Origin of the sequence: Prauserella aidingensis, from assembly GCF_024171865.1 — a bacterium.
GTDB classification, from domain to species: domain Bacteria; phylum Actinomycetota; class Actinomycetes; order Mycobacteriales; family Pseudonocardiaceae; genus Prauserella; species Prauserella aidingensis.
Window position 1 is genome coordinate 1 of sequence record NZ_JAMTCN010000018.1, and the last position, 25,594, is coordinate 25,594.

Annotated in this window: 19 protein-coding genes; 17 read left to right on the top strand and 2 right to left on the bottom strand. The window is 70.1% G+C overall.

What is annotated here, in order from left to right:
- Positions 1-306, top strand: a 306-nt coding sequence (locus tag LY13_RS17400) for a transposase (protein ID WP_253829543.1), incomplete at its 5' end; no start/stop codon positions are given.
- Positions 307-632: 326 nt separating this feature from the next.
- Here LY13_RS17400 and LY13_RS17405 read toward each other — a convergent pair.
- Both LY13_RS17405 and eccD read right to left on the bottom strand, forming a co-directional pair.
- Positions 633-2,291: a S8 family serine peptidase gene (locus tag LY13_RS17405; protein ID WP_253829545.1), complete on the bottom strand. Its 1,659-nt coding sequence runs from the start codon at positions 2,289-2,291 to the stop codon at positions 633-635.
- Positions 2,292-2,463: 172 nt separating this feature from the next.
- A complete protein-coding gene (gene eccD, locus LY13_RS17410; RefSeq protein ID WP_253829546.1) occupies positions 2,464-3,858 on the bottom strand; it encodes a type VII secretion integral membrane protein EccD in 1,395 nt (464 codons plus the stop codon).
- Positions 3,859-4,174: 316 nt separating this feature from the next.
- Here eccD and eccCa point away from each other — a divergent pair, with 316 nt between their 5' ends.
- From eccCa to LY13_RS17490, 16 genes are all read left to right on the top strand, one after another.
- On the top strand, positions 4,175-8,194 hold the full coding sequence (gene eccCa, locus LY13_RS17415; protein ID WP_253829547.1) for a type VII secretion protein EccCa: 4,020 nt from the start codon (positions 4,175-4,177) through the stop codon (positions 8,192-8,194).
- A 52-nt stretch (positions 8,195-8,246) separates the two neighbouring features.
- A complete protein-coding gene (locus LY13_RS17420; protein ID WP_253829549.1) occupies positions 8,247-10,409 on the top strand; it encodes a type VII secretion-associated protein in 2,163 nt (720 codons plus the stop codon).
- A 334-nt stretch (positions 10,410-10,743) separates the two neighbouring features.
- Complete coding sequence (locus LY13_RS17425) at positions 10,744-11,061, top strand: WXG100 family type VII secretion target (RefSeq protein ID WP_253829551.1); 318 nt, start codon at positions 10,744-10,746, stop codon at positions 11,059-11,061.
- A gap of 60 nt (positions 11,062-11,121) precedes the next feature.
- Positions 11,122-11,409, top strand: a complete 288-nt coding sequence (locus LY13_RS17430) for a WXG100 family type VII secretion target (protein WP_253829552.1) — start codon at positions 11,122-11,124, stop codon at positions 11,407-11,409.
- 535 nt (positions 11,410-11,944) lie between these two features.
- A complete protein-coding gene (gene rplM / locus LY13_RS17435) occupies positions 11,945-12,397 on the top strand; it encodes a 50S ribosomal protein L13 (RefSeq protein ID WP_183646095.1) in 453 nt (150 codons plus the stop codon).
- Between the two features lie 14 nt (positions 12,398-12,411).
- A complete protein-coding gene (gene rpsI, locus LY13_RS17440; RefSeq protein WP_253829554.1) occupies positions 12,412-12,882 on the top strand; it encodes a 30S ribosomal protein S9 in 471 nt (156 codons plus the stop codon).
- Between the two features lie 568 nt (positions 12,883-13,450).
- Positions 13,451-14,794, top strand: coding sequence for a phosphoglucosamine mutase (gene glmM / locus LY13_RS17445; protein ID WP_253829667.1), 1,344 nt, complete (start codon positions 13,451-13,453; stop codon positions 14,792-14,794).
- A 216-nt stretch (positions 14,795-15,010) separates the two neighbouring features.
- Positions 15,011-15,364, top strand: a complete 354-nt coding sequence (locus LY13_RS17450; protein ID WP_308216358.1) for a WXG100 family type VII secretion target — start codon at positions 15,011-15,013, stop codon at positions 15,362-15,364.
- Positions 15,365-15,366: 2 nt separating this feature from the next.
- Positions 15,367-18,402, top strand: a complete 3,036-nt coding sequence (locus LY13_RS17455; protein ID WP_253829555.1) for a hypothetical protein — start codon at positions 15,367-15,369, stop codon at positions 18,400-18,402.
- A 79-nt stretch (positions 18,403-18,481) separates the two neighbouring features.
- The gene (locus tag LY13_RS17460) at positions 18,482-18,961 is read left to right on the top strand and encodes a hypothetical protein (protein ID WP_253829557.1); all 480 of its coding nucleotides are present in this window, start codon (positions 18,482-18,484) and stop codon (positions 18,959-18,961) included.
- A gap of 393 nt (positions 18,962-19,354) precedes the next feature.
- Positions 19,355-19,684, top strand: a complete 330-nt coding sequence (locus tag LY13_RS17465; protein WP_253829559.1) for a hypothetical protein — start codon at positions 19,355-19,357, stop codon at positions 19,682-19,684.
- Positions 19,681-22,320, top strand: a complete 2,640-nt coding sequence (locus LY13_RS17470) for a WXG100 family type VII secretion target (RefSeq protein ID WP_253829560.1) — start codon at positions 19,681-19,683, stop codon at positions 22,318-22,320. The genes LY13_RS17465 and LY13_RS17470 overlap by 4 nt, the downstream gene beginning before the upstream one ends.
- Positions 22,321-22,458: 138 nt before the next feature.
- Positions 22,459-22,866 (top strand): hypothetical protein, encoded by a 408-nt coding sequence (locus LY13_RS17475; RefSeq protein ID WP_253829561.1) that lies wholly within the window; start codon positions 22,459-22,461, stop codon positions 22,864-22,866.
- An 11-nt stretch (positions 22,867-22,877) separates the two neighbouring features.
- Positions 22,878-23,192 (top strand): acyl carrier protein, encoded by a 315-nt coding sequence (locus LY13_RS17480; protein WP_253829563.1) that lies wholly within the window; start codon positions 22,878-22,880, stop codon positions 23,190-23,192.
- Between the two features lie 2 nt (positions 23,193-23,194).
- A complete protein-coding gene (locus LY13_RS17485; protein ID WP_253829564.1) occupies positions 23,195-24,433 on the top strand; it encodes a beta-ketoacyl-[acyl-carrier-protein] synthase family protein in 1,239 nt (412 codons plus the stop codon).
- Positions 24,430-25,545, top strand: a complete 1,116-nt coding sequence (locus LY13_RS17490; protein WP_253829566.1) for a beta-ketoacyl synthase N-terminal-like domain-containing protein — start codon at positions 24,430-24,432, stop codon at positions 25,543-25,545. The genes LY13_RS17485 and LY13_RS17490 overlap by 4 nt, the downstream gene beginning before the upstream one ends.
- Positions 25,546-25,594 lie beyond the last annotated feature (49 nt).

Sequence of the window (25,594 nt, forward strand, 5' to 3'; positions counted from 1 at the left end):
GCCGCCTACGCCGGCATCGCCCCCGTCACCCACAAATCCGGATCGTCGATCAAGGGCGAACACCCGACACGGGCGGGCAATCGCAAGCTCAAACGGGCGTTCTTCCTCGCCGCCTTCGCTTCTCTGACGGACCCGGTCAGTCGGACCTACTACGACAAGAAACGTGCCGAAGGCAAGAAACACAACGCCGCCCTCATCTGCCTCGCCCGACGCCGCTGCGACGTCCTACACGCCATGCTCCGCAACGGCACCCACTACCAACCACCCCAGACCACACCGAGCGAAAACCTCCCCGCAGCCGCTTGACGTCCCCCATAGGGACACCCCCCCGGGGGGCATCGTCGTACCCGGGGCCGGCCCGTCACGTGGGCCGATGGTGTGGACCGATGGTGTGAACGTAGGACCCGGCGGGCACCGGCATCGGCGCGCGGGTTCAGGCGGTCCCGCAAACCAGCGGCTCAGCAGGGTGCTGCAAGCCCAGCGGCTCAGTGGGGGTACCGCAAGCCCACGGGCTCAGGCGGTCCCGCAAACCCGGCCGCCCAGTGGGTTTGCAGGCTGCGCCGGGTCACCGGTTCCGGCGGCCCAGCGGGATGTGCGTGTCGTGACGGCTCTGCGGGATCTGCAGGCCGGAGTCAGTCCGGTGAACCGGAGGACGACGCCCTTGCCGAGGTCTGCGGCGGCTTCTGCTTCCGCCGCACGGTGTGGACGACGAACATCGTCACGCCGAGTGCCACGAGCGCACCCGCGGACCCGGTGACGGCGACGGCGAACGGTGTCCAGTTGGGGATGTTCGCGGGAGGCAGGTCGTCGGGCAGCGGCTGCTGCTGGATCTTCTCGACGCCCATCTCCTCGGGCACGTCCGCGGTCAGCGCGGCGACGGGGTCGATGACGCCCTCGCCGATGTACTGGTCGTGACCGTCGGGGGTGGCCGGGTGGTGCGCGGTGTACTTGATGCGATCCGTGACCTGCGTCGCCGTGAGGTTCGGGTACATCTGCCGCACCAGGACGGCCAGGCCCGAGACGTACGGTGCCGCGAAGCTCGTGCCCTCGATCGGGGCCGCGTTGCCGTTGGGGTCGATCGTCTGGTTGACGATGCGATCGGAGTTCTCCGCCGGGTCCAGCGAAATGATCTTCGTGCCGGGCGCGGCGACGCCGACCCACGGGCCGTTCATGCTGAACGGCGCGGTGCCCTCTTCGCCGATCGCCGCCACCGACAGCACGTGGTCGGAGAACACCGGCGGCGAGACGATCGAGTTGAGCTTGGACAGGTCCGAGTCGGTGTTCTGCTGGCAGTTCTCGCCGACGTTGCCCGCCGCGGTCACGACGACGACGTCCTTGACCTCGTGCGCGTATTTGACGGCGGCCTGCAGCTTCTTGTTCTCGGCGTCGATGGTCGTCGAGAAGGGCTGGCAGTTGTTGATCGACACGTTCATGACGCTGCCGGGAGCCTCGTCGGCGGCCCTGATGATCGCGGCGGCGAGCGTGGCGAGCGTGCCCGCGCCCTCCTCGCTGTCGGCCTGCCGCTGCGACGTGCCCGTGGCCGAGGACTCGCCGGTGCCGGCGTCGCCACCGCCGTCGCCGCCTGCGTCGCCGTCACCTCCGGGACCGCCGCCGTCGCCACCGGCCCCGCCGCCGTCACCGCCACCGGGGCCACCGCCGTCGCCACCGTTCTGGCCACCGCCGTCGCCGCCGTTCTGGCCGCCGCCCGGGTTCTGCGGCTGCGCGGGTTCGTCGCTCTTCTCGTAGTACTGGCTGGACTGGCGGATCGCGTTGATCCGCACGTGCGGTGCGACGCCCTGGAAGCCGATGTCGGGCGGGGTATTCGCGCCGATGATGCCCGCGACCTCGGTGCCGTGGCCGTCGCAGTCGCGGACGCCCGGTCCGCCCTCCTCCTTGACGTACTCGCCGATGCCGTGGACGCGGCTGTTTCCGTCCGGCCCCTGCATGTACGGGTGGCCGTCCTCGACACCGGTGTCGATCACGGTGACGGTCTGGCCCGCACCCGGCTGTTTGCCCTCGGCGGCCAGGATGCGGTGGGCCTCGTCGAGCCGCAGGTACAGCTGTCCCCACGGGGCCTGCCGGAGACGGTCTGCCTCCTCGAGCTCGGCCGCCTTCACGCACTCGGTGTGGAGCTCGTAGTTCTCCTTGGGCCCGTCCATCTTCAGCTGGCCGATGGGTGGCAGGCCGGTGTCGGGTGGCGGTGTCCAGGCATCCGCCTGGGCCGCCGCGGGCAGCGACGGGACGAGCGCCGTCGTGGCGCCGATGGCGGCGGTGAGCAGTACCGCGGACATCCGGCGTGCCGGTCCCGTCCGGCGGGCACCGGCGCGGGGAGCGGCGCCGAACCGGCCGGCAGCTCGCGAACCGGCGTGTGGACCGACCGAACGCACCCGAAACCCCCTTGACGTCTGTTGCCGTGCCTGCGCGGCCTGCTGTCGGCCGCGCGCGTGTCCGCCCCGCCCGGTGTCAGCCGAGAAGGTCGAGGTGGCGGAAGAACGAGTACAGGCCCATGACCGCGAGCGCCAGCGGCAGCACCGCCGCGATGCAGACGGCCTCGAGGATGTCGACCGTGCGGCGCACCGGCGGCGAGAACCGCTGGTTGGGGATCACGACACCCAGCACGACCGAGCCCGCGGAGATCACGACGAACGCCACGCTGGCCCACAGCAGCTGGTCGAACGGTTCGGCGCCCTGCAGCCAGCCGATGAGGATGCCGCCCGCGGAGACCATGCCGGTGACCAGCAGTGCGACGGCCTGTGCGCCGTTGGCGTACGTCCGGGCGCGCAGCAGCAGCACGACGGTGGCGATGGCGCCGGTGAGGACGCCCCAGATGGCGCCGGAGGTGGCGGTGAGCATCGCCGCGAGCGCCGTGACGGCGCCGCAGCCGACGAGCAGGCCCGTCATGTAGTTGTGCGCCGAACTGGTGCGCTGCTCGATGTCGGAGTAGTCCGGGATCTCGGAGTCTTCCTTGAGCTCGTCGGCGGTGCCCGGAACGGTCGGCAGCGGCAGCTTGGCCAGCCAGATGGTCGCGCGGGGGAGCATCGAGATGCAGCCGAGCGCGACGGCGGCCGTGCCGGCGGCGATACCCGGCGCGGGATGGTCGACGAGCGTGGCGACGAGGAACGCGACGACGCCGAACACGCCCGCGGTCGCGGCGGCGATGAACGTCGTCAGGCCCGTGCCCATGATCATGATCGAGGCGGCGGCGACCACCACGACGAGTGCACTGGCCAGCAGCAGGTTCGGCCGGATCGAGGTGTCGAGCGGCACGATGAAGAAGCCCGCGACGAACGCCATCGGCAGGCCGCCCGCGGCGGAGATCAGCACGCCGGTCGAAACGGCCTGGTAGGCGCGGACGAGCGTGGCGCCCAGTGCGACGGCGGCGATGGCCACCACGCCGGCCGCGATCGCGGCGAACAGTGCGTAGCCGCCGATGCCGCCGAGGAACACGGCGAGTGCGGCGAGCACGGCCGACAGGCCGCCCGCGGCGTGGCCGATCTTCCGGGCCGTCTCCTTGCTCCAGGGGCGGAAGCCGTCGGGGTCGGCCTCGGCGATGGCGTCGACGACGTCGTCGTAGAGCGGCGGCGGCGGGTTCTCGTTGCGCTTGCGCAGCTGCAGCAGCTCGCCGTCCACGACACCCAGGGAGGCGAGCGTGCGGCTCGGGTCCAGCGGAGCGTCACCGAGCTTGGCCAGCGCCCAGCCGCCGTGGCGAGCGCCGCCGTCGGGAGAGACCTCCTTGGCCATCTCCAGCAGCATCGGCATCAGGTCCGCAACGGCCACGTCGGCCGGCAGTGCGACGTCGATACGGGTGCTCGGTGCGACCACCGTGACCCGGCTGAATACGGTCGTGCCCGTTGCCACCTGTTGTCCCCCTACCTGGATGTGTCGCTGACCCGGTACTTATACCGCGCACGGGAACTTACCGTTCGCCCGCCCGGACGCCTACGGCTGTCTCGCGCGGCCGCGGCTGCGTGCCGTTTCTAGCGCACTCGCCCCGCTCGGTGGGACGGATTCGCCGAAGGCGGGCTGTGACGTCGCCGGTACGGGGATCGACTTCGCCGGTCTGTGGATCGCAGGTTGCTCTCGTTCGCTACCGTGTGGTCTCGGCCAGCATTCGGTCCGCAGGTGGCCGGTCGCATGGCGACTCGATCAGCCGAGTTGAAGAGGGGTCTTTTCGGTGAGCACGCTGCAGTTCAAGCGGTCGCCACGTCTTGCTGCGCCCCGCCCGCCGGGCGGTGAGGTTCACCTCGAGCCGCCACCCGAGGTGCCCCGGGCGGTTCCGGGCAACATCATGATGAAGATCCTGCCGGTCGTCATGATCGTGGCGATGCTCGGCATGGTCGGCATGATCATGGTGCCGCGGCTGGAGCAGGGGCAGGCTCCGAGCCCGTTCATGATGATGATGCCGATGATGATGATCATGTCGATGGTCGGCATGTTCGCGGGCGGCGGAAAAGGGGGCGGCCAGAAGAAGGCCGAGATGAACGAGGACCGCAAGGACTACCTGCGGTACCTCGGCCAGATGCGCGAACGCGCTCGCGAGGCGATGGAGGAGCAGCGGGCCTCGCTGGAGTGGGTGCACCCGGATCCGCAGACGCTGTGGTCGATGGCGGCCACGCGCCGGATGTGGGAGCGCAGGCAGAACGACCAGGATTTTCTCCACCTGCGGGTGGGCCGCAGTGCGCACCGGCTCGCGACGCGGCTCGTGCCGCCGCAGACCGGCCCCGTCGACGAGCTGGAGCCGATCGCCACGCTCGCGCTGCGCCGGTTCGTGCGCGCGCACTCGATCGTCCCGGACCTGCCGACGCAGATCACGCTGCGTGGGTTCGCGGCCGTCGGCGTGCAGGGGGAGCGCGAACTCGTCCGCGGGCTGACGCGGGCGGCGCTCGCGCAGCTCGTCACGTTCCACAGCCCGGAGGACGTGCTCATCGCGGTCGCCTCGACCGGCCGGTCGAAGGCGGACTGGGAATGGGCCAAGTGGCTGCCCCACACCCAGCACCCGACGCTGTCGGACGGCATCGGCCAGCTCCGCATGATGGCCGGTTCGCTCGCGCAGCTCGAGCAGTGGCTGGAGGAGGAACTGCGCGACCGGCAGCGGTTCTCGCGTAACGCCACGCCGCCGCCGGACCAGCCGCACATCGTGATCGTCCTCGACGACGCCGACGTCACCGGCGAGGAGCGGATCCTGCTGGAGGAGGGGCTGGTCGGCGTCACGCTGGTCGACCTGTCCGACACGATCGGCACCCTCGCCGCCCGCCGCGGGCTGCGCCTGGTCGCCGAGCCCGAGCGGCTCGGTGCGCGCAGCGCCGGCGGTGTCGAATGGTTCGGTGCGCCGGACACGCTCAGCCTCGTCGAGACGGAGGCGCTCGCGCGGAAGCTGTCGCCGTACCGCATCGGCACGGCCGCGGCCGACGACGGCGAGGAGCAGCCGCTGCTGTCGAACCCGTCGCTGCTCGAACTGCTGGGCATTCCCGGCGACCCGATGACGTTCGACGTGCAGCAGGCGTGGCGGCCGCGCCCGGTGCGCGACCGGTACCGCGTGCCGTTCGGCGTCGGCGAGATGGGCCAGCCGGTCGAGCTGGACATCAAGGAAGCCGCCATGGAGGGCATGGGCCCGCACGGCCTGTGCATCGGTGCGACCGGTTCCGGTAAGTCCGAGTTCCTCCGCACGCTCGTGCTGGGCATGCTGGCCACGCACTCGTCGACGTCGCTGAACTTCGTGCTCGTCGACTTCAAGGGTGGTGCGACGTTCCTCGGTCTGGACAAGGCGCCGCACGTCTCGGCGGTCATCACCAACCTGGCCGACGAGGTCACGCTGGTCGACCGGATGAAGGACGCGCTCGCCGGTGAGATGAACCGCCGTCAGGAGGCGCTCAAGAACGGCGGCAACTTCAAGAACGTGTGGGAGTACGAGAAGGCCCGCGAGAACGGCGCCGATCTCGACCCGCTGCCCGCGCTGTTCATCGTCGTCGACGAGTTCTCCGAGCTGCTGAGCGAGAAGCCCGACTTCATCGAGCTGTTCGTCGCGATCGGCAGGCTGGGCCGTTCGCTGCAGATGCACATGCTGCTGGCCTCGCAGCGCCTCGAGGAGGGCAAGCTGCGCGGTCTGGACTCGCACCTGTCGTACCGGATCGGCCTGAAGACGTTTTCCGCCGCGGAGTCCCGCGCGGCGATCGGCGTGCCGGACGCGTTCGAGCTGCCGTCGGTGCCCGGTGGTGGCTATCTGAAGTACGACACGTCGACGCTCGAACGGTTCAAGGCGTCCTATGTGTCCGGTCCGTACCGGCCCGCCGGAATCAAGGCCGCGGCGCCGGGTGCGAAGGTCGTGCGCGCCGACAAGCGGCCGCAGATGTTCGTGCCGGACTACATCGAACTCCCGAAGGAACCGGAACCCGAACCGGAGCCGGAACCGGAGCCGCAGCAGCCCGAGTCGGAGGAGGCCGTCGAGCCGAGCGAGCTCGACGTCATCGTCGGCAGGCTCGTCGGCCAGGGCCCGCCTGCCCACGAGGTGTGGCTGCCGCCGCTGAACGAGCCGAACTCGCTCGACACGCTGCTGCCCAACCTCAACCCGACCGAGGAACGCGGCCTGTCGCCGGTCGGGTTCTTCGGCAACGGCAAGCTGCAGGTGCCGCTCGGCATCGTCGACCGCCCGTACGAGCAGCGGCGCGACCCGATGTGGGCCGACTTCTCCGGTGGTGCGGGCCACGGCGCCATCGTGGGCGGTCCGCAGTCGGGCAAGTCGACGTTGCTGCGGACGCTGATCATGTCGATGGCGCTGACGCACACGCCGCAGGAGGCGCAGTTCTACGCGATCGACCTCGGTGGCGGCACGCTCGCCTCGCTGAACGGCCTGCCGCACGTCGGCGGCGTGGCCGTGGCGAGGCGTGACCCCGACAAGGCGCGCCGGATCGTCGCCGAGCTGACGACGCTCGCCAATGAGCGCGAGTCGCGGTTCGGCGAGTTGAACGTCGACTCGATGGCCGACTTCCGCAACCGCAAGCGCCGGGGCGACATCACCGCCGACCAGGACGCGTTCGGCGACGCGTTCCTCGTCGTCGACGGCTGGCGTGCGCTGCGGGACGACTTCGAGGAGCTCGAGCCGCAGATCACGAAGCTCGCGGTGCAGGGCCTGGCCTACGGCGTGCACGTGGTCATCGCCTCGAACCGGTGGGCCGACATCCGCCCGGCCATCAAGGACATGCTGGGCACGCGGTTCGAGCTGCGCCTCGGTGACCCGAGCGAGTCCGACATCGACCGGCGCACCGCGGTGAACATCCCGGCGGCCAGGCCCGGTCGCGGTCTGACGCGCGACAAGCTCCACTTCCTCGGCGGACTGCCGCGGATCGACGGTTCGAGCGACGCGGAGAGCATCGGTGACGGCGTGAGCGACGCCGTCGCGAAGATCAACGCCGCGTGGCACGGCCCGAAGGCGCCGCAGGTGCGGCTGCTGCCGGAGCTCATGCCGTACGAGGACCTGCTGGCGATGGACCACCGCCGCGACTCGAAGCTGGTGCCCATCGGCGTCAACGAGGACGAGCTGGCACCCGTCTACCTCGACTTCGACGCCGACCCGCACTTCCTGGCCTACGCCGACGGCGAGTCCGGCAAGACGAACCTGTTGCGGCAGATCGTCCGGGGCATCACCGACCGGTACACGCCCAAGGAAGCGGTGCTGATCCTCGTCGACTACCGCCGCACGATGCTCGGTTTCGTCGAGGGCGACCAGGTGCTGTCGTACGTCGTGTCGGCCAACCAGCTCGACGGCATCGTCAAGGAGGTGGCCGGGTCGATGCAGAAGCGACTGCCCGGCCCGGACGTCACGCCGCAGCAGCTCAAGGACCGTTCGTGGTGGCAGGGTCCGGAGCTGTTCGTGATCGTCGACGACTACGACCTCGTGGCGACGCAGCAGAACAACCCGCTGCGGCCGCTGGGTGAGTACCTGGCCCAGGCGAAGGACGTCGGTCTGCACATGATCGTCGCCCGCCGCACGGGTGGTGCCGCGCGGACCGGTATGGATCCGATCCTCGGCAAGCTCAAGGAACTGGCGATGCCCGGCATCGTCATGAACGGGTCGAAGGACGAGGGGCAGTTGCTCGGCAACGTCAAGGCGGGGCCGATGCCTCCGGGCCGCGGCAACCTGGTCAGCCGCAAGGTCGGCAAACAGCTCATGCACGTCTCGTGGATCAACCCCGAGTGATCACCGTGGTGTCGAACCGGTCACCGGTCGCCTCTGACGTCGGAGGCGACCGGTGACTTTTCGCGTCGCGATCGACTTCGGCACGTCGAGCACCTGTGTCGTGGCGGCGATCGGGGAACGGCAACCACAGGTCGTCGTGATCGACGGGCAGCCGCTGATGCCGTCCGCGGTGTACGCCCACGGCGACGGCACGCTGTTCGTCGGCCAGGAGGCCGAACGGCAGGCCGCGGTCGACCCGGCACGGTTCGAGCCGACGCCGAAACGCCGCATCGACGAGGGCGAGCTGCTGCTGGGCGACACGGTGCTGCCGGTCGTCGACGTGGTCCGCACGGTGTTGTCGCGCGCGGTGAGCGAGGCGCGCAGGCTCGCGGCGAACGCCGACGTCGACCTGCTCGTGCTGACCCACCCCGCCGACTGGGGCGCGGTGCGCACGCGACTGTTGCGGCAGGCGGCGTCCGGTCTGGGGCACGAGGTGGCGCTGGTGCCGGAACCGGTTGCGGCGGCGGTGTTCCACGCCGCGACGTACACGCCCGCGAAGGGCGAGAACCCGGAGAAGACGGTCGCGTTCACCGGCAGTCCCGGCGACACGCTGGCCGTGCTGGACTTCGGCGGCGGCACGATCGACGTCAGCGTGGTGCGCAGGACGGAGTCGCAGCAGCGGCACACGGCGTTCGAGGTGCTGGCCACGCGCGGTGATCCGCGTTTCGGCGGTGCGGACATCGACCAGTCGCTGCTCGAACACGTCGGGTCGCTCGTGCCTGCTGACGACCGTGAGGCGTGGGACGAGCTGGTGCAGGGCCGCGAACTCGCCGACCGCAGGCGCAGGCGGGTGCTTCGGCAGGACATCCGCGGCGCGAAGGAGACCCTGTCGCGGCACGCCTACACCGACGTGCCGATGCCGCCGCCGTTCGCGGACGCGCACGTCACGCGTGAACAGCTCGAAGAACTGATCGCCTCACCGCTCGGCAGGGCCGTCGAGTTGACGCTCGCCACGATCGAGGACGCGAAGCTGCGGGCCAAGCAGCTGACGGCGATCTTCCTGGTGGGCGGGTCGAGCCGGATCCCGATGATGTCGCGGCTGGTGCACGAGCGCACCGGGGTCGTTCCGACGACGCTCGACCAGCCGGAGACGGTCGTCGCCCGCGGCGCGCTGCGCGCCGTGCAGGTGATTCCCGACCGTGGTGGTTCCGTTCCGGCCGCGCTGCCGGGACGGGGCAGCGAGACCACGTCGGTCGTCGGCCGGGACGAGGCGAACCGCGCCACGCAGGGCGGGCCCGGCACCTCGGCGCAGGCGGGGTCCAGGCATCCGGGACAGGCACCCCAGTCCGGCACACCCCAGTCCGGCACACCTCAGCCCGGTACACCCCGGCCCGGGGCGCCGCAGGCCTGGCACGGTGGGCCGAACCGGCAGGGACAGCACCACGGCGGTCCGAACCGGCAGGCCCCGACCCAGCACGGGCCGCAGGGCGGCGCGAGTCAGCCCGGGGGAGCCGGGCAGCCGCTGCACGGCCCGTCGCAGGCATATCCGCAGAGCGGGCCGCTTCCGCATCAGCCACAGGGTGGTTCGCACCAGCCCGGGCCGTACGGAGCATTCGGCCACCAGGCGTCGCAGGGGTATCCGCAGCCCGCGGGTGCCCGCGGCGACGGCGGTGACGGGGAGAACGCGCCGAAGCGGAAGCGCCGGGGTCTCGTGTGGTCCGCGGCCGCGGTGGTCACGCTGTTGGTGGCCGGCGCGGCGGGCTGGTTCTTCTTCCTGCGCGACGACCGACCCCCCGGCACGGAGATCGCGCGGTTCTCCTATTCGTTCGTGGCACCCGAAGGCTGGCAGAAGGTTCTGGAGGACACGCAGCGCGCGCGGGTCGCATTCGCACCGAAGGACTCGGACGGTTCCGATCGCGTCGTGGTCCAGCAGATCGAGCAGGACTTCGACGCGGGCGAGCAGCGCAGGCAGCTCTACGACACCCTGCGCGCCGACGCCGACGAGGCGAACTCGCAGAGCCCCGGCACGTACCGCAACTTCCGCGAGCACCACACCTACGCCGACAAGGACACGATCTACTACGAGGAGTTCCCGTCCGAGGGCGTGGTCATCAAGTGGTACGTCCAGGCCAACGGGAAGGCGCAGGTCAGCATCGGCTGTCGCGTCGTGGAGATGCAGCAGCGGCTGGAATCGGGGTGCCACCAGATCGTCGGCACCCTCGACTTCACCAACTGACGCCTCGCTGTCGCACCCCGCGGTGGTCGCGTTCGCGAATCGGTGCTGTCGCTTTCGCAAACCGCAGGCGTCGACGGCGGAAATCGATCGTTCGTCGGTAACCCGGACGTGTTCCCGCGCGCTTTCGGAAACGAATGCAAATTGCCACCCGGGTGGTTCTGACCTGGACAAACGGTGCCGGTTCCCGGTGGTTCCGACCTGTCGCGTTTACGGGAGCAACTACTTCCCGAACCCGTGGGACATCGTGGAACCGATCGTGGCAGGGTCTTCGTCGTAGGGTCAGTACCAACGAGGAAGTACTCGACCGAACCACTTACGAAGGGGGTCATTCCCAATGGCTGGCGGTTTTGCAGGGACACCGGAGCAGTTCCAGAAGGCGTTCCAGGACGTGTCGGAGACCAGGACCCAGATGGACTCCAACATGCAGAAGCTTCGCTCGAACATCGAGGCCACCTCGGCCGGTTGGCAGGGCGAGGCTGCCGGCGCGTTCCAGAACGTGATGGCCGCGTTCGACGAGAAGAACATGAAGCTGAACCAGGCGCTGCAGGACATCGCCGACCTGCTCCAGCAGTCGGGTCACAAGTACCAGCAGGCTGAGGAGGAGCAGAACTCCGCCATCAGCAACATCGGCAACGTCCTCGGCGGCCTCTGAGCAGGCGATTCCACGTCCTGATCCACTTCATTTCTCACGACTTCTGGAGGGAAGAACAGCATGTCCGGAATCAAGGTTGATTACGCAACCATCAACACCGCGGCCGAGGACTGCAAGTCCACCGGTGCCGAGCTCGAGGCCCTGTTCGAGCAGCTGAAGAGCAACCTCGCCCCGCTCACCAGCGAGTGGGAAGGCGAGGCCATGGCGGCCTGGCAGGAGCTGCAGCAGAACTGGAACAACTCGCTCGACGAGCTGAAGCAGGTTCTCGCGCAGATCGCGACCGCGCTGCCGCAGATCGCCGACTCCTACCAGGGTACGGAGCAGGGCATCAAGGGCATGTTCGGCTGAGACGGCTCCGGCTGTCGGCTGACGACGCTGTGTGAGGCGGGTCCGGCATCGGCCGGGCCCGCTTTCGCATGTCCGGAGGCGGTGGCACGTGTCCCCACGGATACGTCGGCATGCCCCAAGGGCACCTTGGCATGCACCCAAGGGCACTGTGGTGGCACTCGATACAGCCACGCGCCGGCGTGCGGATGAGGGTGGTGGTCGGGCCGGCGGGAGGGGCCCGAATCTTCCCCTCGTTGCCGACTCGCGCTGTCGACCCGGCGTGCCCGTCGAGGGACGGCCGGCACGCCGGCCTGGTCGAGGTGCCCCGGGGCTTCACTCGGCCGGGGTGGTGCGTAAACTTCCGCGTCGCCGGAGGTCGACGCGCCGGTGCGGCCTGTTGGGCCGCAGGGGTCGCCGGTATTAGGATGACCGACCGACCCGACCCCGCTTCTATGCTCTCCGAAGCGACCGGGTATCTTCGTAGTCTGTGCGCGTGCCGAGTGTTTGCGGCCGGCCCGCACGTACCCACAAGCAATCTTGACGACGAGGTAGACCCTTGCCCACGTACAGCCCTAAGCCCGGCGATGTCACCCGTGCCTGGCACGTGATCGACGCCCAGGACGTCGTGCTCGGCCGGCTCGCGACCGAGGTTGCCACGCTGCTGCGCGGCAAGCACAAGCCGACCTATGCTCCTCACGTGGACACGGGTGACTTCGTCATCATCGTGAACGCCGAGAAGGTCGCCCTCACCGGCAACAAGCGCGAGCAGAAGTTCGCGTACCGCCACAGCGGCTACCCGGGCGGCATGCGCAAGCAGTCGTTCGGCGAGCTGCTGGACCACAAGCCGGAGCGCCTGCTCGAGAAGACCATCAAGGGCATGCTGCCGAAGAACAAGCTCGGCCGTGCCATGGGTAAGAAGCTGAAGGTGTACGCCGGCCCGGACCACCCGCACGCCGCGCAGAACCCGCAGCCGCACGAGATCACCAAGATCGCTCAGGTGACCAAGTGAGTGAGGAACAGCCTGTGACCAGCACCGAGACCGAGGCCGCCACCGAAGCGGCTGTGATGAGCGAGACGCCGGCCGCGCCGAAGCCGTCTCGCGCCGCCGGTGGCACCGCGCAAACGGTCGGCCGGCGCAAGGAGGCCGTCGTCCGGGTGCGCCTCGTGCCCGGCAGCGGCCAGTTCAAGCTCAACGGCAAGCCGCTCGAGGACTACTTCCCGAACAAGGTGCACCAGCAGCTCATCCGTGAGCCGCTGGTGACGGTCGAGAAGCCCGAGTCGTTCGACATCGCCGCGAACCTCCGCGGTGGCGGCCCGTCGGGTCAGGCCGGCGCGCTGCGCCTGGCCATCGCCCGTGCGCTCGCCGAGATCGACGCCGACGACCGTCCGGCGCTGAAGAAGGCCGGCTTCCTCACGCGTGACGCGCGTGCGACGGAGCGCAAGAAGTACGGCCTCAAGAAGGCCCGCAAGGCGCCGCAGTACTCCAAGCGCTGACGTTCGGCGAACACTTCCGGTCGCGTGCGTCACATGCGCGCGCGGCAACACGCGAAAGCGCCCATCCGATACACGGGTGGGCGCTTTCGCGTGTCCAGGTGCAGCCGCGCAACGTCGTCTCCCGCCGTGTTGCGGATCCCCGGGCCCGTGTTGCGTTTTCCGGAGACCGTGTTGCGGTCCCAGGGGCTCGTGTTGCGGGTTCCGGGGGCCGTGTTGCGGGTTCCGGGGCGGGCGTTGCGCATGTCGTCGGGCCGGCCGCCGGTCCTCGGTCGGCGCGCGGCGGCGTCCGCGGGGTCGCCGCGGTGCTCGTGGCCGGGGCGCGGCCGCCGTTGTGGTGACCGGGTCGTGGTGACCGGTTCGCGGTGAGTGGGCCGGTCGGAGTGCGGAGGGGACCGCGGAGGCGCCCGAGCACGTGCGGAATGTCGCCGGTCGGGCACCGGCCGTAGCGCAAACGGTGACCCGCCGGTATCGCCCGCGCGTGTGTCGCTAAGTTGTCCGCGCGGCGCGCAGTGCCCACGGTGGGCTCGGAAGCGTCGTGAGGCGCGAGAAGTTGCAGTTGGAGGAACGTATGGCCCGCCTGTTCGGCACCGATGGCGTGCGCGGTCTCGCGAACAGTGAGCTGACACCGGAGCTGGCGATGTCGGTGGCTGCGGCCGCCGCGGGGGTGTTGGCGGCTCACGACCGGTCGCACCGTCCGGTGGCGGTCGTGGGACGGGATCCGCGGGCGAGCGGCGAGATGCTGCAGGCAGCGGTGGTCGCGGGGCTCACGTCGGCGGGTGCGGACGTGTTGCGGGTCGGTGTGCTGCCGACGCCTGCGGTGGCGTTCCTCGTCGGCGACCTGGGCGCGGATTTCGGCGTCATGATCTCGGCGTCGCACAACCCGATGCCGGACAACGGCGTGAAGCTGTTCGGCGAGGGCGGGCACAAGTTGGCCGACAGCATCGAGGACGAGATCGAGGCGGCGCTCGCGGGCCGCGGGCCGGGGCAGGCGCGTCCGACGGGGTCGGAGATCGGCCGGGTGCGGGACGTCGACGATGCGCTGGACCGGTACGTGGCGCACCTGGTGGCGGCGACGCCGCACGCGCTGTCGGGCCTGAAGGTCGTCGTGGACTGCGCGAACGGCGCGGCGTCGGCGGCGGCGCCGGAGGCGTATCGGAAGGCGGGCGCCGAGGTGGTGGCGATCCACGCCGAGCCGGACGGGCTGAACATCAACGACGGGTGCGGTTCGACGCATCCGGAGCGGCTGCAGGATGCGGTCGTCTCCCACGGTGCGGACCTGGGGATCGCGCACGATGGTGACGCCGACCGCTGTCTGGCCGTGGACGCCGACGGCACGCTCGTGGACGGCGACCAGATCATGGCGGTGCTGGCGCTGGACATGGCCGAGCGCGGCGAGCTGGCGCACACGACGCTCGTGGCCACCGTGATGAGCAACCTCGGCCTGCACCTGGCGATGAAGGAACACGACATCACGCTGCGCACCGCGGCCGTCGGCGACCGTTACGTGCTCGAGGAGCTGCGGTCCGGTGGCTTCGCGCTCGGTGGTGAGCAGTCGGGCCATGTGGTGCTGCCCGCGCACGCGACGACCGGTGACGGGCTGTTGACGGCGTTGCGGCTGATGAGCAGGGCCGCGGCGACGGGTAAGCCGCTGGCCGAGCTGGCGGCGGTGATGGAGCGGCTGCCGCAGGTGCTGGTGAACGTCCGGGTCGTCGACAAGGCGGCGGTGGCGGCGTCGCAGGCCGTGAAGGATGCCGTCGACGCGGTGACCGACGAGCTGGGCGAGGAGGGGCGCGTGCTGCTGCGCCCGTCCGGAACCGAGCAGCTGGTGCGGGTGATGGTCGAGGCCAAGGCTGAGGCCACTGCGCAGGCCGCCGCCGACCGGCTGGCGGGAGTCGTCGCCGCGGTGGCGTGACGCCGATGACCCGCATCCCGGGGCGCCGCCTCGGGTGACGGGCGCGACCCTCGCGGCGTCGCATCGGGAAGGTGCCCGTGACCGGGGCTTCGGCCCCGTGCGGCGCTGGTCACGTACCGGCCGGGCGGCTGTTCCCATCCCGTAGACCCGGTCGATTCGGTATGTTTCTCTGTGCATCCGTAACGGCACCGGACGTCATCGTGTTGCGTCTGAACCGTGAGGGACGAGCTCGACCTGCACGACATGCAACAGGGGGAGGAACCGATGGCCGGTGGACACAACGTAAACCCGCAGAAGCTGGCTGCTGCTGGGCGTGCCTATGCCCAGGACGGTGGGCAACTGAAGGAGGTCGGCGGAAAGCTGGAGACCGACGTCGGGGAGGCGCAGGTCGGCAAGGCCTGGTCGGATACCGCGAAACCGTATGCCGAGGCGATCAAGAAGTACCGCGATGCTGTGACCAAGTACGGCGAACAGGCCGCTGACCTGGGCGACAACATGAAGCAAGCCGCCAAGGCGTACGAGGACGGCGAGACCGTGAACGCGGAGACCATCGCCTCGAAGGGGGTCTGACGATGGATGACAAGACCTCTGCTGCTCTCTCCGGGGTGCTCGGCCACGAAGCCCGTGCCGAAGCGGCGCAAAAGGCGGCCAAGTCGATGTTCACCGATGCAGAGCTGAAAGAGATGAAGACTCTGCTCGATGACCCGAATGTTTCGTCCGAGCATCGCGGGCAGATGCTGATGGCGCTGTCCAATGCGGGCATGGTCAGCCATCAGGAGATCGACAAGTATTCCAACAAGTACGGGTACGACGCGGAAGACATCAAGGAGGGTGGAGAGGCTCCGCTCGAGAATCTGGTCAATGCGCAGCGGTCTTTGCGCAGGGCGCAACGTGAAGCGCATCAGGGCAAAATTTCGGATGCGAAGGACAGCCTGCAGGACCTCAAGTCGTACCGGTCTTCGGACCAGATCATCGACAAGGCCAAGCTGATCGTCAAACTCTTCAGCGAGTTCTACCCGAAGTACACCGAAGTAAAATCTCTCGGCTACAACGCTGATTCCGGCGATCCGGGCAAGCGTGAGATGCCGCGAGCCGAGATCAACGACCCGAACTCGGGGCAGGGCAAAGCGGGCGCGACGGCGAAGTACTCGGCGGACGGGCACGAACCGGACGATATTCGGGCAGGCCTGGACGAGTTCCGCGGCATCGAGTTCCACTGCTTCTGGCAGGACTCCAATGCCTTCTCGGACACGCACGAGAAGGTCGGTGAGATCAAGGAGTCACTGAACGAGGCTTGGCGGGATGGAACCGCCGATTGGACCGGCGACGCCAAGGGTGCGGCCGACCAGCGAAACAGTGCCATTGACAAGAGCGCCAGCGACCTCTCGGAGGCGCTTAACACTTCTGCTGACAGTGTGATGGCCGGCATCGACGCGGTCCGGGAGTGTGTGGCGCAGTACGTCGAGGTCGTACTCGAGATGTACGGGGACGGCAGAATTTCGAGTCTTGTCCCGTCCGACATCGACACGCTCATCGCAGTGGTCCAGCAGTTTCCTTCTGGGATCAGTCGCCTCGAGGAAATGAAGGACACGAATGTCTTTCAAGATATCGCTGGCGGTTTCATGGAGCTCCAGTCGTTCGGGATGCACAGCGGCGGTGTGCCTCGGGGGAAGTCGTCCTTGTTTGATTTTCAGGACTACAAGTTCGCTGAAATCATAAACAGCGACAACATCAATCAGGAAATTGAGCGTGGTACGCAGGCTCTGCAGGATGCCGAAAATCAGTTGAAGGCTTTTCTGGGTGCCTACGAGCAGAAGGCGAAGCAGTTTCACAGTCTTGGGCAGGAGTACGTCGGGGGTATTCAGACCAACTACTCTGAAATGATTAACGCCCTGAACAAGAACCTGGGGCACGTATTCGGTGACCAGGCGGGCAAGGGCGGTGACAAACCTGCTGTTCCCGCCGGTCAGCAGACGGCGACGCAGACCGCCAATCCTGTCCAGGGTGGCGGGCCGCCGACGGGTGGTGGACCGCAGCAACCGGGTGGTTCACCTGTCGGCTCGCCGGCCGTGCCTCCGCAGGCTTCGGTCGACCCGGCCGCCGCCGGTGAGCAGGCGCAGGGAGAAGCCGGTCAGGGTGGGAACGGCCAGCCGAAACCGGGCGACGTGGGCGAGGGGAAGAACCCCGTCACGGGCGGCAAGCTCGAAACCGACCCTGAGACCGGCGAGCCGTACCCGATCGACCCGGAGACCGGCGAGGCCGTCAAGGACGCCACCGAGCGCGACACACTGACCGTCGAACAGGGCGACAAGAAGCTCGAACTCGCCGAACCCAACGCCGACGGTGAGATGGCGATCTCCGTCGACGACGGCAACGGGCAGCTCAAGGACTACAAGCTCGACTTCGGCAACGGTGAGGACGCTTCCGGAGGTGCCCAATCGGGTGGTCCGACGGAGGGTGGCCCCGCCCAGGCCGCTGGTCAGAACCAAGGCCCCGGGGGAGAGGGCCAGGGCCCGGGCGCAGGCCAGGAACAGAACCCCGGCGAGCAGGACAGGCAGGATTTCGGACCGCAGGGTTCCGGTGACGGGGCCGACGGCGGGCAGGGCGCCGGCCAGGGCGAGAAGGTCTACACGCCGGACGAGGACGGCAAGATCCGCATCCAGGACGGCGACACCGAGATCGTCGCCGAACAGCCCGACGGACCCGACGGCCCGACCACGGTGACCGTCGACGACGGCAAGGGCGAACCCACCACCTACACCCTCGGAGAAGAGCAGAGCGAACCCTCCGCCGCGGGTGGCGGTGGCATGCGGCCCGGGGGTGGCGGCGCCGAGTTCGCGGGCCGCGGCATGACCGCCGAGCCGGCGGACGTGGCTGGTCGGGCCGACGCCGCCGATGGCGGGGTTGCGCAAGCCGCTCAGGACGGTGGTCCACAGGCTGCGTCCGACGTGGATGCCGCCGATGCGGGATCGGTCACGGGCGACCTCGGTGCCGCAGGCGGCGGTACGCCCGCAGAACCGAGTGGCGACGCGATGCAGGCCGCGGCGTCCGCATCGGCCGCAGGTGGCGCCCCGTCGATGCCCGACGACATGGGTTCCTCCGGCGGTGGCGCTCCCGAATCCGGTGGGGGAACGCCGGCCGCGGAGCCGTCCCCGGCCGGCCGGCCGGGTGGAGACCAGGCGCCCGCCGCCGACACAGGCAACAGTGGTGGTGCCGACGACTCCACCTCGCCCGCATCCAGCCTCGGCTCGTCCCTGGGTGACGACGCGCTCGGTGGTGGTTCCGGTGAGGCCGGCGGTGGCAGCCTCGGGGACGCTGGCATGGGTGACAGTGCCGATGGTGGCGCTGCGGCCGACTCCGGCGACGGTGACAACGGCGGCCCCGGAGGTTCCGGCGACCGCGGTGGCGGCTCCGGTGCGGCCGGCAGCGGAATGATGGGCGGAGGCATGGGCGGCGCCGGCGGAGGCGGCGGTGGCGGCGACGAGGAACGGCAGAGCCAGTTCGTCCTCAACGCCGTCAGCGACCTCTTCGGCGAGGCCGTGGCCGGCAACCACATCACGGGCACGATCGGCGAGGGTGTCGAGCCCGCCGTGTCGTTCAGCCGGTGACGGCACACATCGAGGCGGCTGGTGACAGTCCCGGCCGGTGCGCGTTCAGATGCCGAGTCGTGAGCAGAGGGGAAGCAGCATGGTCGAGAACGCTGATTCGGAGCTGGCGCAGCGGCTCGCCGAGAATCGGGCCCGGTTACGTGCCGCGACCGCCGAGATCAACGAATGGGCCCAGCAGGCCGAACGAGAGCGTGAAGAGGCGGCAGAAGCACGTCGCCAGGCTGCGGAGCAGTTGAACAAGGAACTCGACGAACAGGTCGCCGCCAACAAGGAAGCCCGCGAGGATCCGAACTCGAAGAACGAGTGGTTGCAGCGGCGCGACGACGGTGGTGGCCGCACGATGGACTTCGGCCCCACCGGGGACGGCTTCGAGGACGACCAGGCCGGCGCGGCCCCGGCACAGCCCGCCGCCCCGTCACCGCAGGTGCCCGTCGCGGAGCCTGCACCGGCGCAGCAACCGACGCAGCAACCGACGCAGCCGTCCAGGCCTGCCGCGCGGCACCGGCGCGCGGACGAGGACGACGACGAGGACTTCGCCAACCGCGACTGGTTCGTCTAGTCCGGGACTCCCGCGACACTGCGGAGTTCGCCGAGCCGGAGTTCGTCGAGCCGGGGTTCGCCGAGCCGGAGTTCGGCGAGCTTCTGGGCGCCGGACACACGTCCGTACCGGAGACGGCACATCGACGGCGGCCGCCCGGGCCTTCACGGTCCGGACGGCCGCCGTCGTCGTTTCGCCCGGAGTCGTGGCAGGCCGGTGGTGCGCGGCCTGCTCGCCGTCGTCCCCGGCTGACCAGCGCGGACACCTCGCGCCGCCCGGGTGGCCGTGGTCGTTGCGCGTTCCTCGGATCCGCCCAACCCGGTACATTTCGTGTGCAGATGCGACGGCACCGATCCGGTACTCCTCGCGTCTCAGTCGTCAGACGACCACGGACGATGCCAGGGGGTGCGAGGAGTGAGCGGGGTCAACGCGCCGCAGGGGTACACGGCCGACCAGGGTTCGATGTCGAACCAGGCCACACGCATCGGCGATGCCGCGACGAGTGCGCAGGAGGAGGTCGTCGACGTCGGCACGTCGAACGTCGGCGAGGGCGGCTTCGGCAAGGCGCACACCGAGTTCAGCGGCGACTACACCGCGGGCATCCAGACGATCGGCGAGGCGGCGCAGGCCATGTGCAGCTCGTTGACGTCGTTCGCGAGCACCGTCGGCGCGGCGGGCCGGCAGTACGGCGCTGCGGAGGAATCGCAGGCCCAGGCGGCCACGCGGGCGGGGAGTGGACTGTGAGCGACTACACGTGGGACGAGACGAAGGAGATCCTCGACGACCCGTACGTCTCGGCCGACACCAAGCAGGCCGTGCTCTACAACTACGCCATGGCCGGTGACGGTAACGAGGCCGCCGAGGCGTACTACGAGAAGTACAACGTCGCTCCGCACCCCTATCCCGGTCCGTACATGGGCAGTCGAGGGAACTACGAGGGCTACGACGGCAGGAAGGACCCGTACGAGAAGGCGCGCGAGGAGTCCGAGGCGGGAAGCTATCGCGGCAGCCAGCTCGAGTCGAAGCTCGACGAGAACGCCGACGAGCTCGACCAGGCGCAGCCGCCCGCGTCGTCGTCCTCGTCGGCGGGCGGGGTCACCACCTCCGACGAGCTGCTCGAATTGGCCAAGGACGCGCTCGACACGTTCCACACGTTCCTGCCGATCGACGCGCAGGTCCCGGCCGACTCCAAGCACATCGACGGGCCGTTGGACTACGCCACGGACATCCGCGAGCGCTACTGGGAGCAGAGCGGCATCGACTTCCGGAAGTTCCTCGACGATGCCGAGCAGCTGCGCAAGGCACACGGCACGCTGAAGGAACTTCGGACGAGCACACAGCAGGATCTGAACTCGCTCTACCGCGACTGGACCGGCGACGCCGCCAACGCGTCGTACCAGCAGTACAGCGAGGACATCGAGCCGAACGCGGCCGACCTGATCGAGCATCTCGACGGCGCGTCCCAGGTGATCGAGGCCGCCGTGCAGACGGTGTTCGACACGGTCAAGCACAAGGCCGAACAGGTCATGCAGCTGTACACGCCGACCGTCGGCCAGGCCACGCCGGAGATCGCGAAGCAGGTCATGACGCTCGCGAACGGCGATTTCTCCACCCAGGACGAGGTGCTCGAGGTGGCCGCGTGGGTCGACTCGGTGTGCGGGTCCAACCTGGAAGCCACGATCCGCGCCGACAACTGCGGCCTCAACGACGAGAACAAGGAACTCGTCAAGACCGAGTGCAAGACGTGGATCCGCGAATCGTGGAACGTCGACCTGTACGACAACCTGTACGCCTCGTTCACGTCGCTGTGCGACTCGACGAAGGAAGCCGTCGACCAGGCCTACAGCACCCTGAACGAGTACCTCGGCGAGTACGAGAACGGCTTCCCGGCCCAGCAGGGAGGCACACCGGGAGGTACGCAGCCGCCGGGCGTCGACACCGGGGTCGGCACTCCGGGCACCGGCACTCCGGGCACCGGTACGCCGGGCGCAGGTACGCCGGGGGCGGGCACTCCCGGCGCGGGCGCAGGGACGCCGAGCGTGGCGACGCCGGGTGCGGGCAGCCCGGGCGGTGGCGCTCCCGCGGGCGGCGGCCCCGGTGGCGGGAGCCCCGGCGCGCCGACGACGCCGAGCACCCCGGCGCCCGACGTCCCGAAACCCGACGTTCCAAAGCCCGAAGCGCCGAAGGTCCCGGAGTTCGAGACGCCCGGCCCCGGAACGGGCGGGCCCGGCACCGGTGGCGGCGACACCGACGGCGACGGTGAGCCGGACCTGCCGGAGTTCGAGACGCCGGACCTGAAGAAGCCCGACCTGGGCCTCGACGACGACGGCGACGGAAAGCCCGACAACGTGCTCGACACACCGGGAGACGATCGCGACAGGCTCACGGTCGAGGAGGGCGACAACACGCTCGAGATCACCGAGCCCGACGACGACGGGAAGATGGAGATCTCCGTCGACGACGGCACGGGCCTGCCCAAGGACTACCGACTCGACTTCGGCAACGACGACGCAGCAGGCGACGACGCAGCAGGCAACGGCGCAGCAGGTGGCGGGAACGCGAGCGGCGACACCGGCGACCGGCGCGAAGTCCGCGCGGAGGACGCCGCCGAGGCGTACGACGGCGGTTCCGATGGCGGGACCGACGGCGGCAAGGTCCACACGCCCGGCCCGGACGGCACGATCCGCATCGAGGACGGCGACCTGACGATCGTCGCCGAACAGCCCGAGGGGCCGGACGGTCCGACGTTGGTCACCGTCGACGACGGCACGGGCGAGCCGACCACGTACACGCTCGACGGAGTCGACAGCGGTGACAGTGGTGACAGCGGTGCCGACAGTGGACTCCGGACGCTGCCGAAGGAGTTCGAGCCGCCGTCGTCGGGCTCGCTCGACCTCGACGACGGCCCCGCCGGCGGTGACGACCCCGCGGGCGGTGGCGGCGCTGCGGTGGGTGGCGGTGTCACAGGCGGTAGCGGCTCCGTCGGGGAGGGTGCCGGTTCGATCGGAGCCGGTGCCGGCTCGGTCGGTGGCGGTGGCGGCGGCGGGTTCTCGGCCGACGCCGAGGCACCGCAGCCGCTGAACGAGGGCTCGCGCACGAGCGCCACCACCGGCGCTCTGCCCACGAGTGGCGCACCCGCGGCCGTCGCGGGCGGTGGTGACGCCGGTGGCGGTGCGGCCGGTGGTCGCGGCGGAATGATGGGCGGCGGCATGATGGGTGCGCCGATGGGCGCCGGCGGCGGCGCCGGTGGGCAAGGCGGCGACCAGGAACGGACGTCGAGCTACCGCATCGACGGTGGCCTGTTCGACGGTTCCGAGTCCCCGCAGGCCATCACCGGCACGATCGGCGACGACCCGCCCGCCGTGCGCTACGACAAATGAGCACGCCACGACAAGTGACCGCCCCACGGCAGGTGAACCCCTGCTCCGGCGAACGCGCCAAGGCGGTGGGAAGGGCGGCGGTGGAAACGGCGGCGGTGGAAACGGCGGCAGGCGAGGACAGGACGGCGGGAGAGGACCATGGCTGAGGGCAGGGCGGCGGCCGCGCTGGCCCGGTTCGACCGGATCAACCGGGAACTGGCGGACCGGCGGGCGTTGCGGGAACGCAAGGCCGCCGAGGCGAAACAGCGGGCGTCGGACAACCTCGCGCGGCGCGGTGAGGTCGCCGAGCGGTCGGCGAAACACCTCATCGAGCTGGCGAAACGGCAGCGCGCGAACAGCGGCTTCGACACCGGCCGCTCGCGTGAGGAGGAAGAGCACGTGCTGCGGTTCGGTGCCGAGGACGAGACGGCCGCAGAACCGCCCACCCGGCACATGCTGCCGCCCCAGCCGCCCGCATCACCTGCACCGCCGCCACCTCCGCGCGGGCCGGCTCCCGCCGACGACCACGAAGACGACGACTTCTCCCACGAGACCTACCTGAAATGAGCGCCGGCGACATGAACACCGAACGGAACGCCGAAGCCGCCGCCGCAACGACCGCGACCGTGCCCGCGGCGGTGGCAGGCAGGGCCCGGGAGATCGAGGCATTGGTGTGCCGGGTGCTGGAGGTCGAGTCGGGGACGGTGGGCCCTGAGGATCGGTTCGTCGACGATCTGGGTGCGGATTCGATGAAGTTGATCGAGTTGTTGTCGCATTTGGAGATCGAGTTCGACGTGGAGATCGACGAGGACGAGTTGGAGCGCCTGGTGCACCTGCAGGGCGTGTACGACGTGCTCGGCGACGTCCTGGACGCCGACTCCCTGGACGCCTAGCCGTGGCGGGTTCGCGTGCGCACGCGGGCAGGCGCCGCGTGGCCGTGACGGGCGTCGGCGTCGTGTCCTCGATCGGCACGGGCGCCGACGCCTACGCGCGCGCATTGCGGCAGGGCCGCAGCGGGGCTCGTCCGATCGAGGCGTTCGACACCACCGGGTTCGCGCACGCCACGGGCTGCGAGGTCGTCGGGTTCGAACCGGAGCGCTGGCTGCGGCGCGTGCCCGTGGAGGAGGCGGGCAGAGCGGCGCAGTTCGCGATCGCCTCGGCCGGGATGGCGCTCGACGACGCCGGGATCACCGAGGACGACCTGCGGGACCGGCGCGGCCTCGTGTCCATCGGCACCACCGACGGCGGCTCCGACGACGGTGAACGTCTCGCCGCCTCGTTCGTCCACGACGGCCCCGCGGCGATCGACCCGGCCGCCGCACGCCGCGTGCCCGCGAGTCGTCTCGCCACCGGTGTGGCCCGCGACCTCGGACTCGCCGATGTCGAGGTGTCGACCGTCGCCACGGCCTGCGCCGCGGGCAACTACGCGATCGGCGGCGGCGTCGACGCACTCCGCACCGGCGAGGTCGACTACGCCCTCTGCGGCGGCGCCGACGCCCTGTGCCGCATGACGTTCACCGGCTTCTACCGCCTCGGCGCCGTGGATCCCGACCGCTGCAGGCCGTTCGACGTCGACCGCCGCGGCATCCACACCGGCGAAGGTGGCGCGGTGCTGCTGCTCGAACCCCTCGACGACGCCGTGGCGCGCGGCGCGCGGGTCTACGCCGAGGTGCTCGGTTACGGCCTCAACTGCGACGCCCACCACCAGGTCGCCCCGCACGGGGAGAGCGTCGCCCGCTGCATGGAACTCGCACTCGACGACGCCGATGTAGCACCCGCCGACGTCGACCTGATCTCCGCTCACGGCACCGGCACGAAGGCCAACGACGTCACCGAGTGCGGCGCGATCCACGGCGTGTTCGGGCCCGCGGGCGAGGTGCCGCCGGTGGTGTCGGTCAAGTCGATGCTCGGCCACACCATGGGTGCCGCCAGTGCGCTCGCCGCCGCGGCGTGCGCACTCGGCATCGACGGCGGATTCGTCCCGCCGACGATCAACCACACCGAGACCGATCCGGAGTGCGCCGTCGACTGCGTCCCCAACACCGCCGTGGACGCCGACCTGCGGGTGGTGCAGAACAACGCGCTCGCCTTCGGGGGCAACAACGCCGTCGTCGTGCTGGGCAGGCCCGCATGACCGGCGCGGTGATCACGGCGTGGTCGGCGATCTCGGCGTGCGGCGTCGGCGCCGACTCCCATCGCGCGGTGTACGGCGACCCTGCCCGCAGGCCCCGGCTCACCCCGGTGGGCGATCCGGTGCCCGGCGAAGCCCACGTGGCCGCGGACTTCGACGTCACCGAGGCCCTCGGCCCGAAGGGCACCTCCTCGATGGACCGGTGCAGCGCCCTCGCCGTCGCCACCGCGGCCGACCTCCTCGCCGCCGGGCAGCGCCCCCAAGGGCACATTGGTTGCATTCAACGCAACCAAAGTGCCTCTGGGGGCATCGCACCACCGAGCGGGATCGGCGTGGTGCTGGGGACGACGTCGGGGAGCGCGCAGACCCAGCTCGACTTCACGCGCGAATCGCTGACCCGCGCCAAGCCGTACCGCGTCAATCCGGCGCTGATGCCGTTCGCGCTGATGAACAGTGCCGCGGCCCGGACGGCGATGTGGCACGGGCTCACCGGTCCGAACACGACGATCGCGGGTGGCCGCATGTCCGGCCTGTCCACGCTGCGCTACGGGGCGCGGCTGCTCGCCACCGGCCGTGCCGACGCGATGCTGTGCGGAGCCGTCGAGGAGTACGGACCCGCCCGGCAATGGCTCGCCGACCAGCGCACCCCGGACGCGCTGCACCCGCTCGGCGAGGGCGGAGCCGTCCTACGCCTCGAACCGGCGGCCGCGCACGGCGAGACCACGGCCACCTTCGGCGAGACCACGGGCGCGGGTACTCCGGCACTGGCCGACGTGCTGGGCATCGACACCCGGGTGGTCGTCGACGACGATCCGGCGGCGGCGCTCGAGGCCTGCATCCGCCGCACCCTCGACCGTGCCGGTGCCGCCGCGAGCGACGTGCGCACCGTCGCCGTGTCCGCCCCGCCCGGGCCGCTCGCCGACGCCGAACGCCGCGCCGTCGCCCACACCGCCGGTCACGCCGACGTGCGCGACCCCGGCGACATCGTCGGCGACACCGGGGCGGCGACCGGCCCGTTCCAGGTCACGCTGGTGCTCGAGCGCCGCGGACTCGCACTGATGACCGCCGCGGACGAGGACGGCACGGTCGGCTGCGGCCTGCTCCGCGTGCACTGACCGCGGTCGGTTCCGGATCCGTGGTGGCCGATTCCACCCGCGGTGGCCG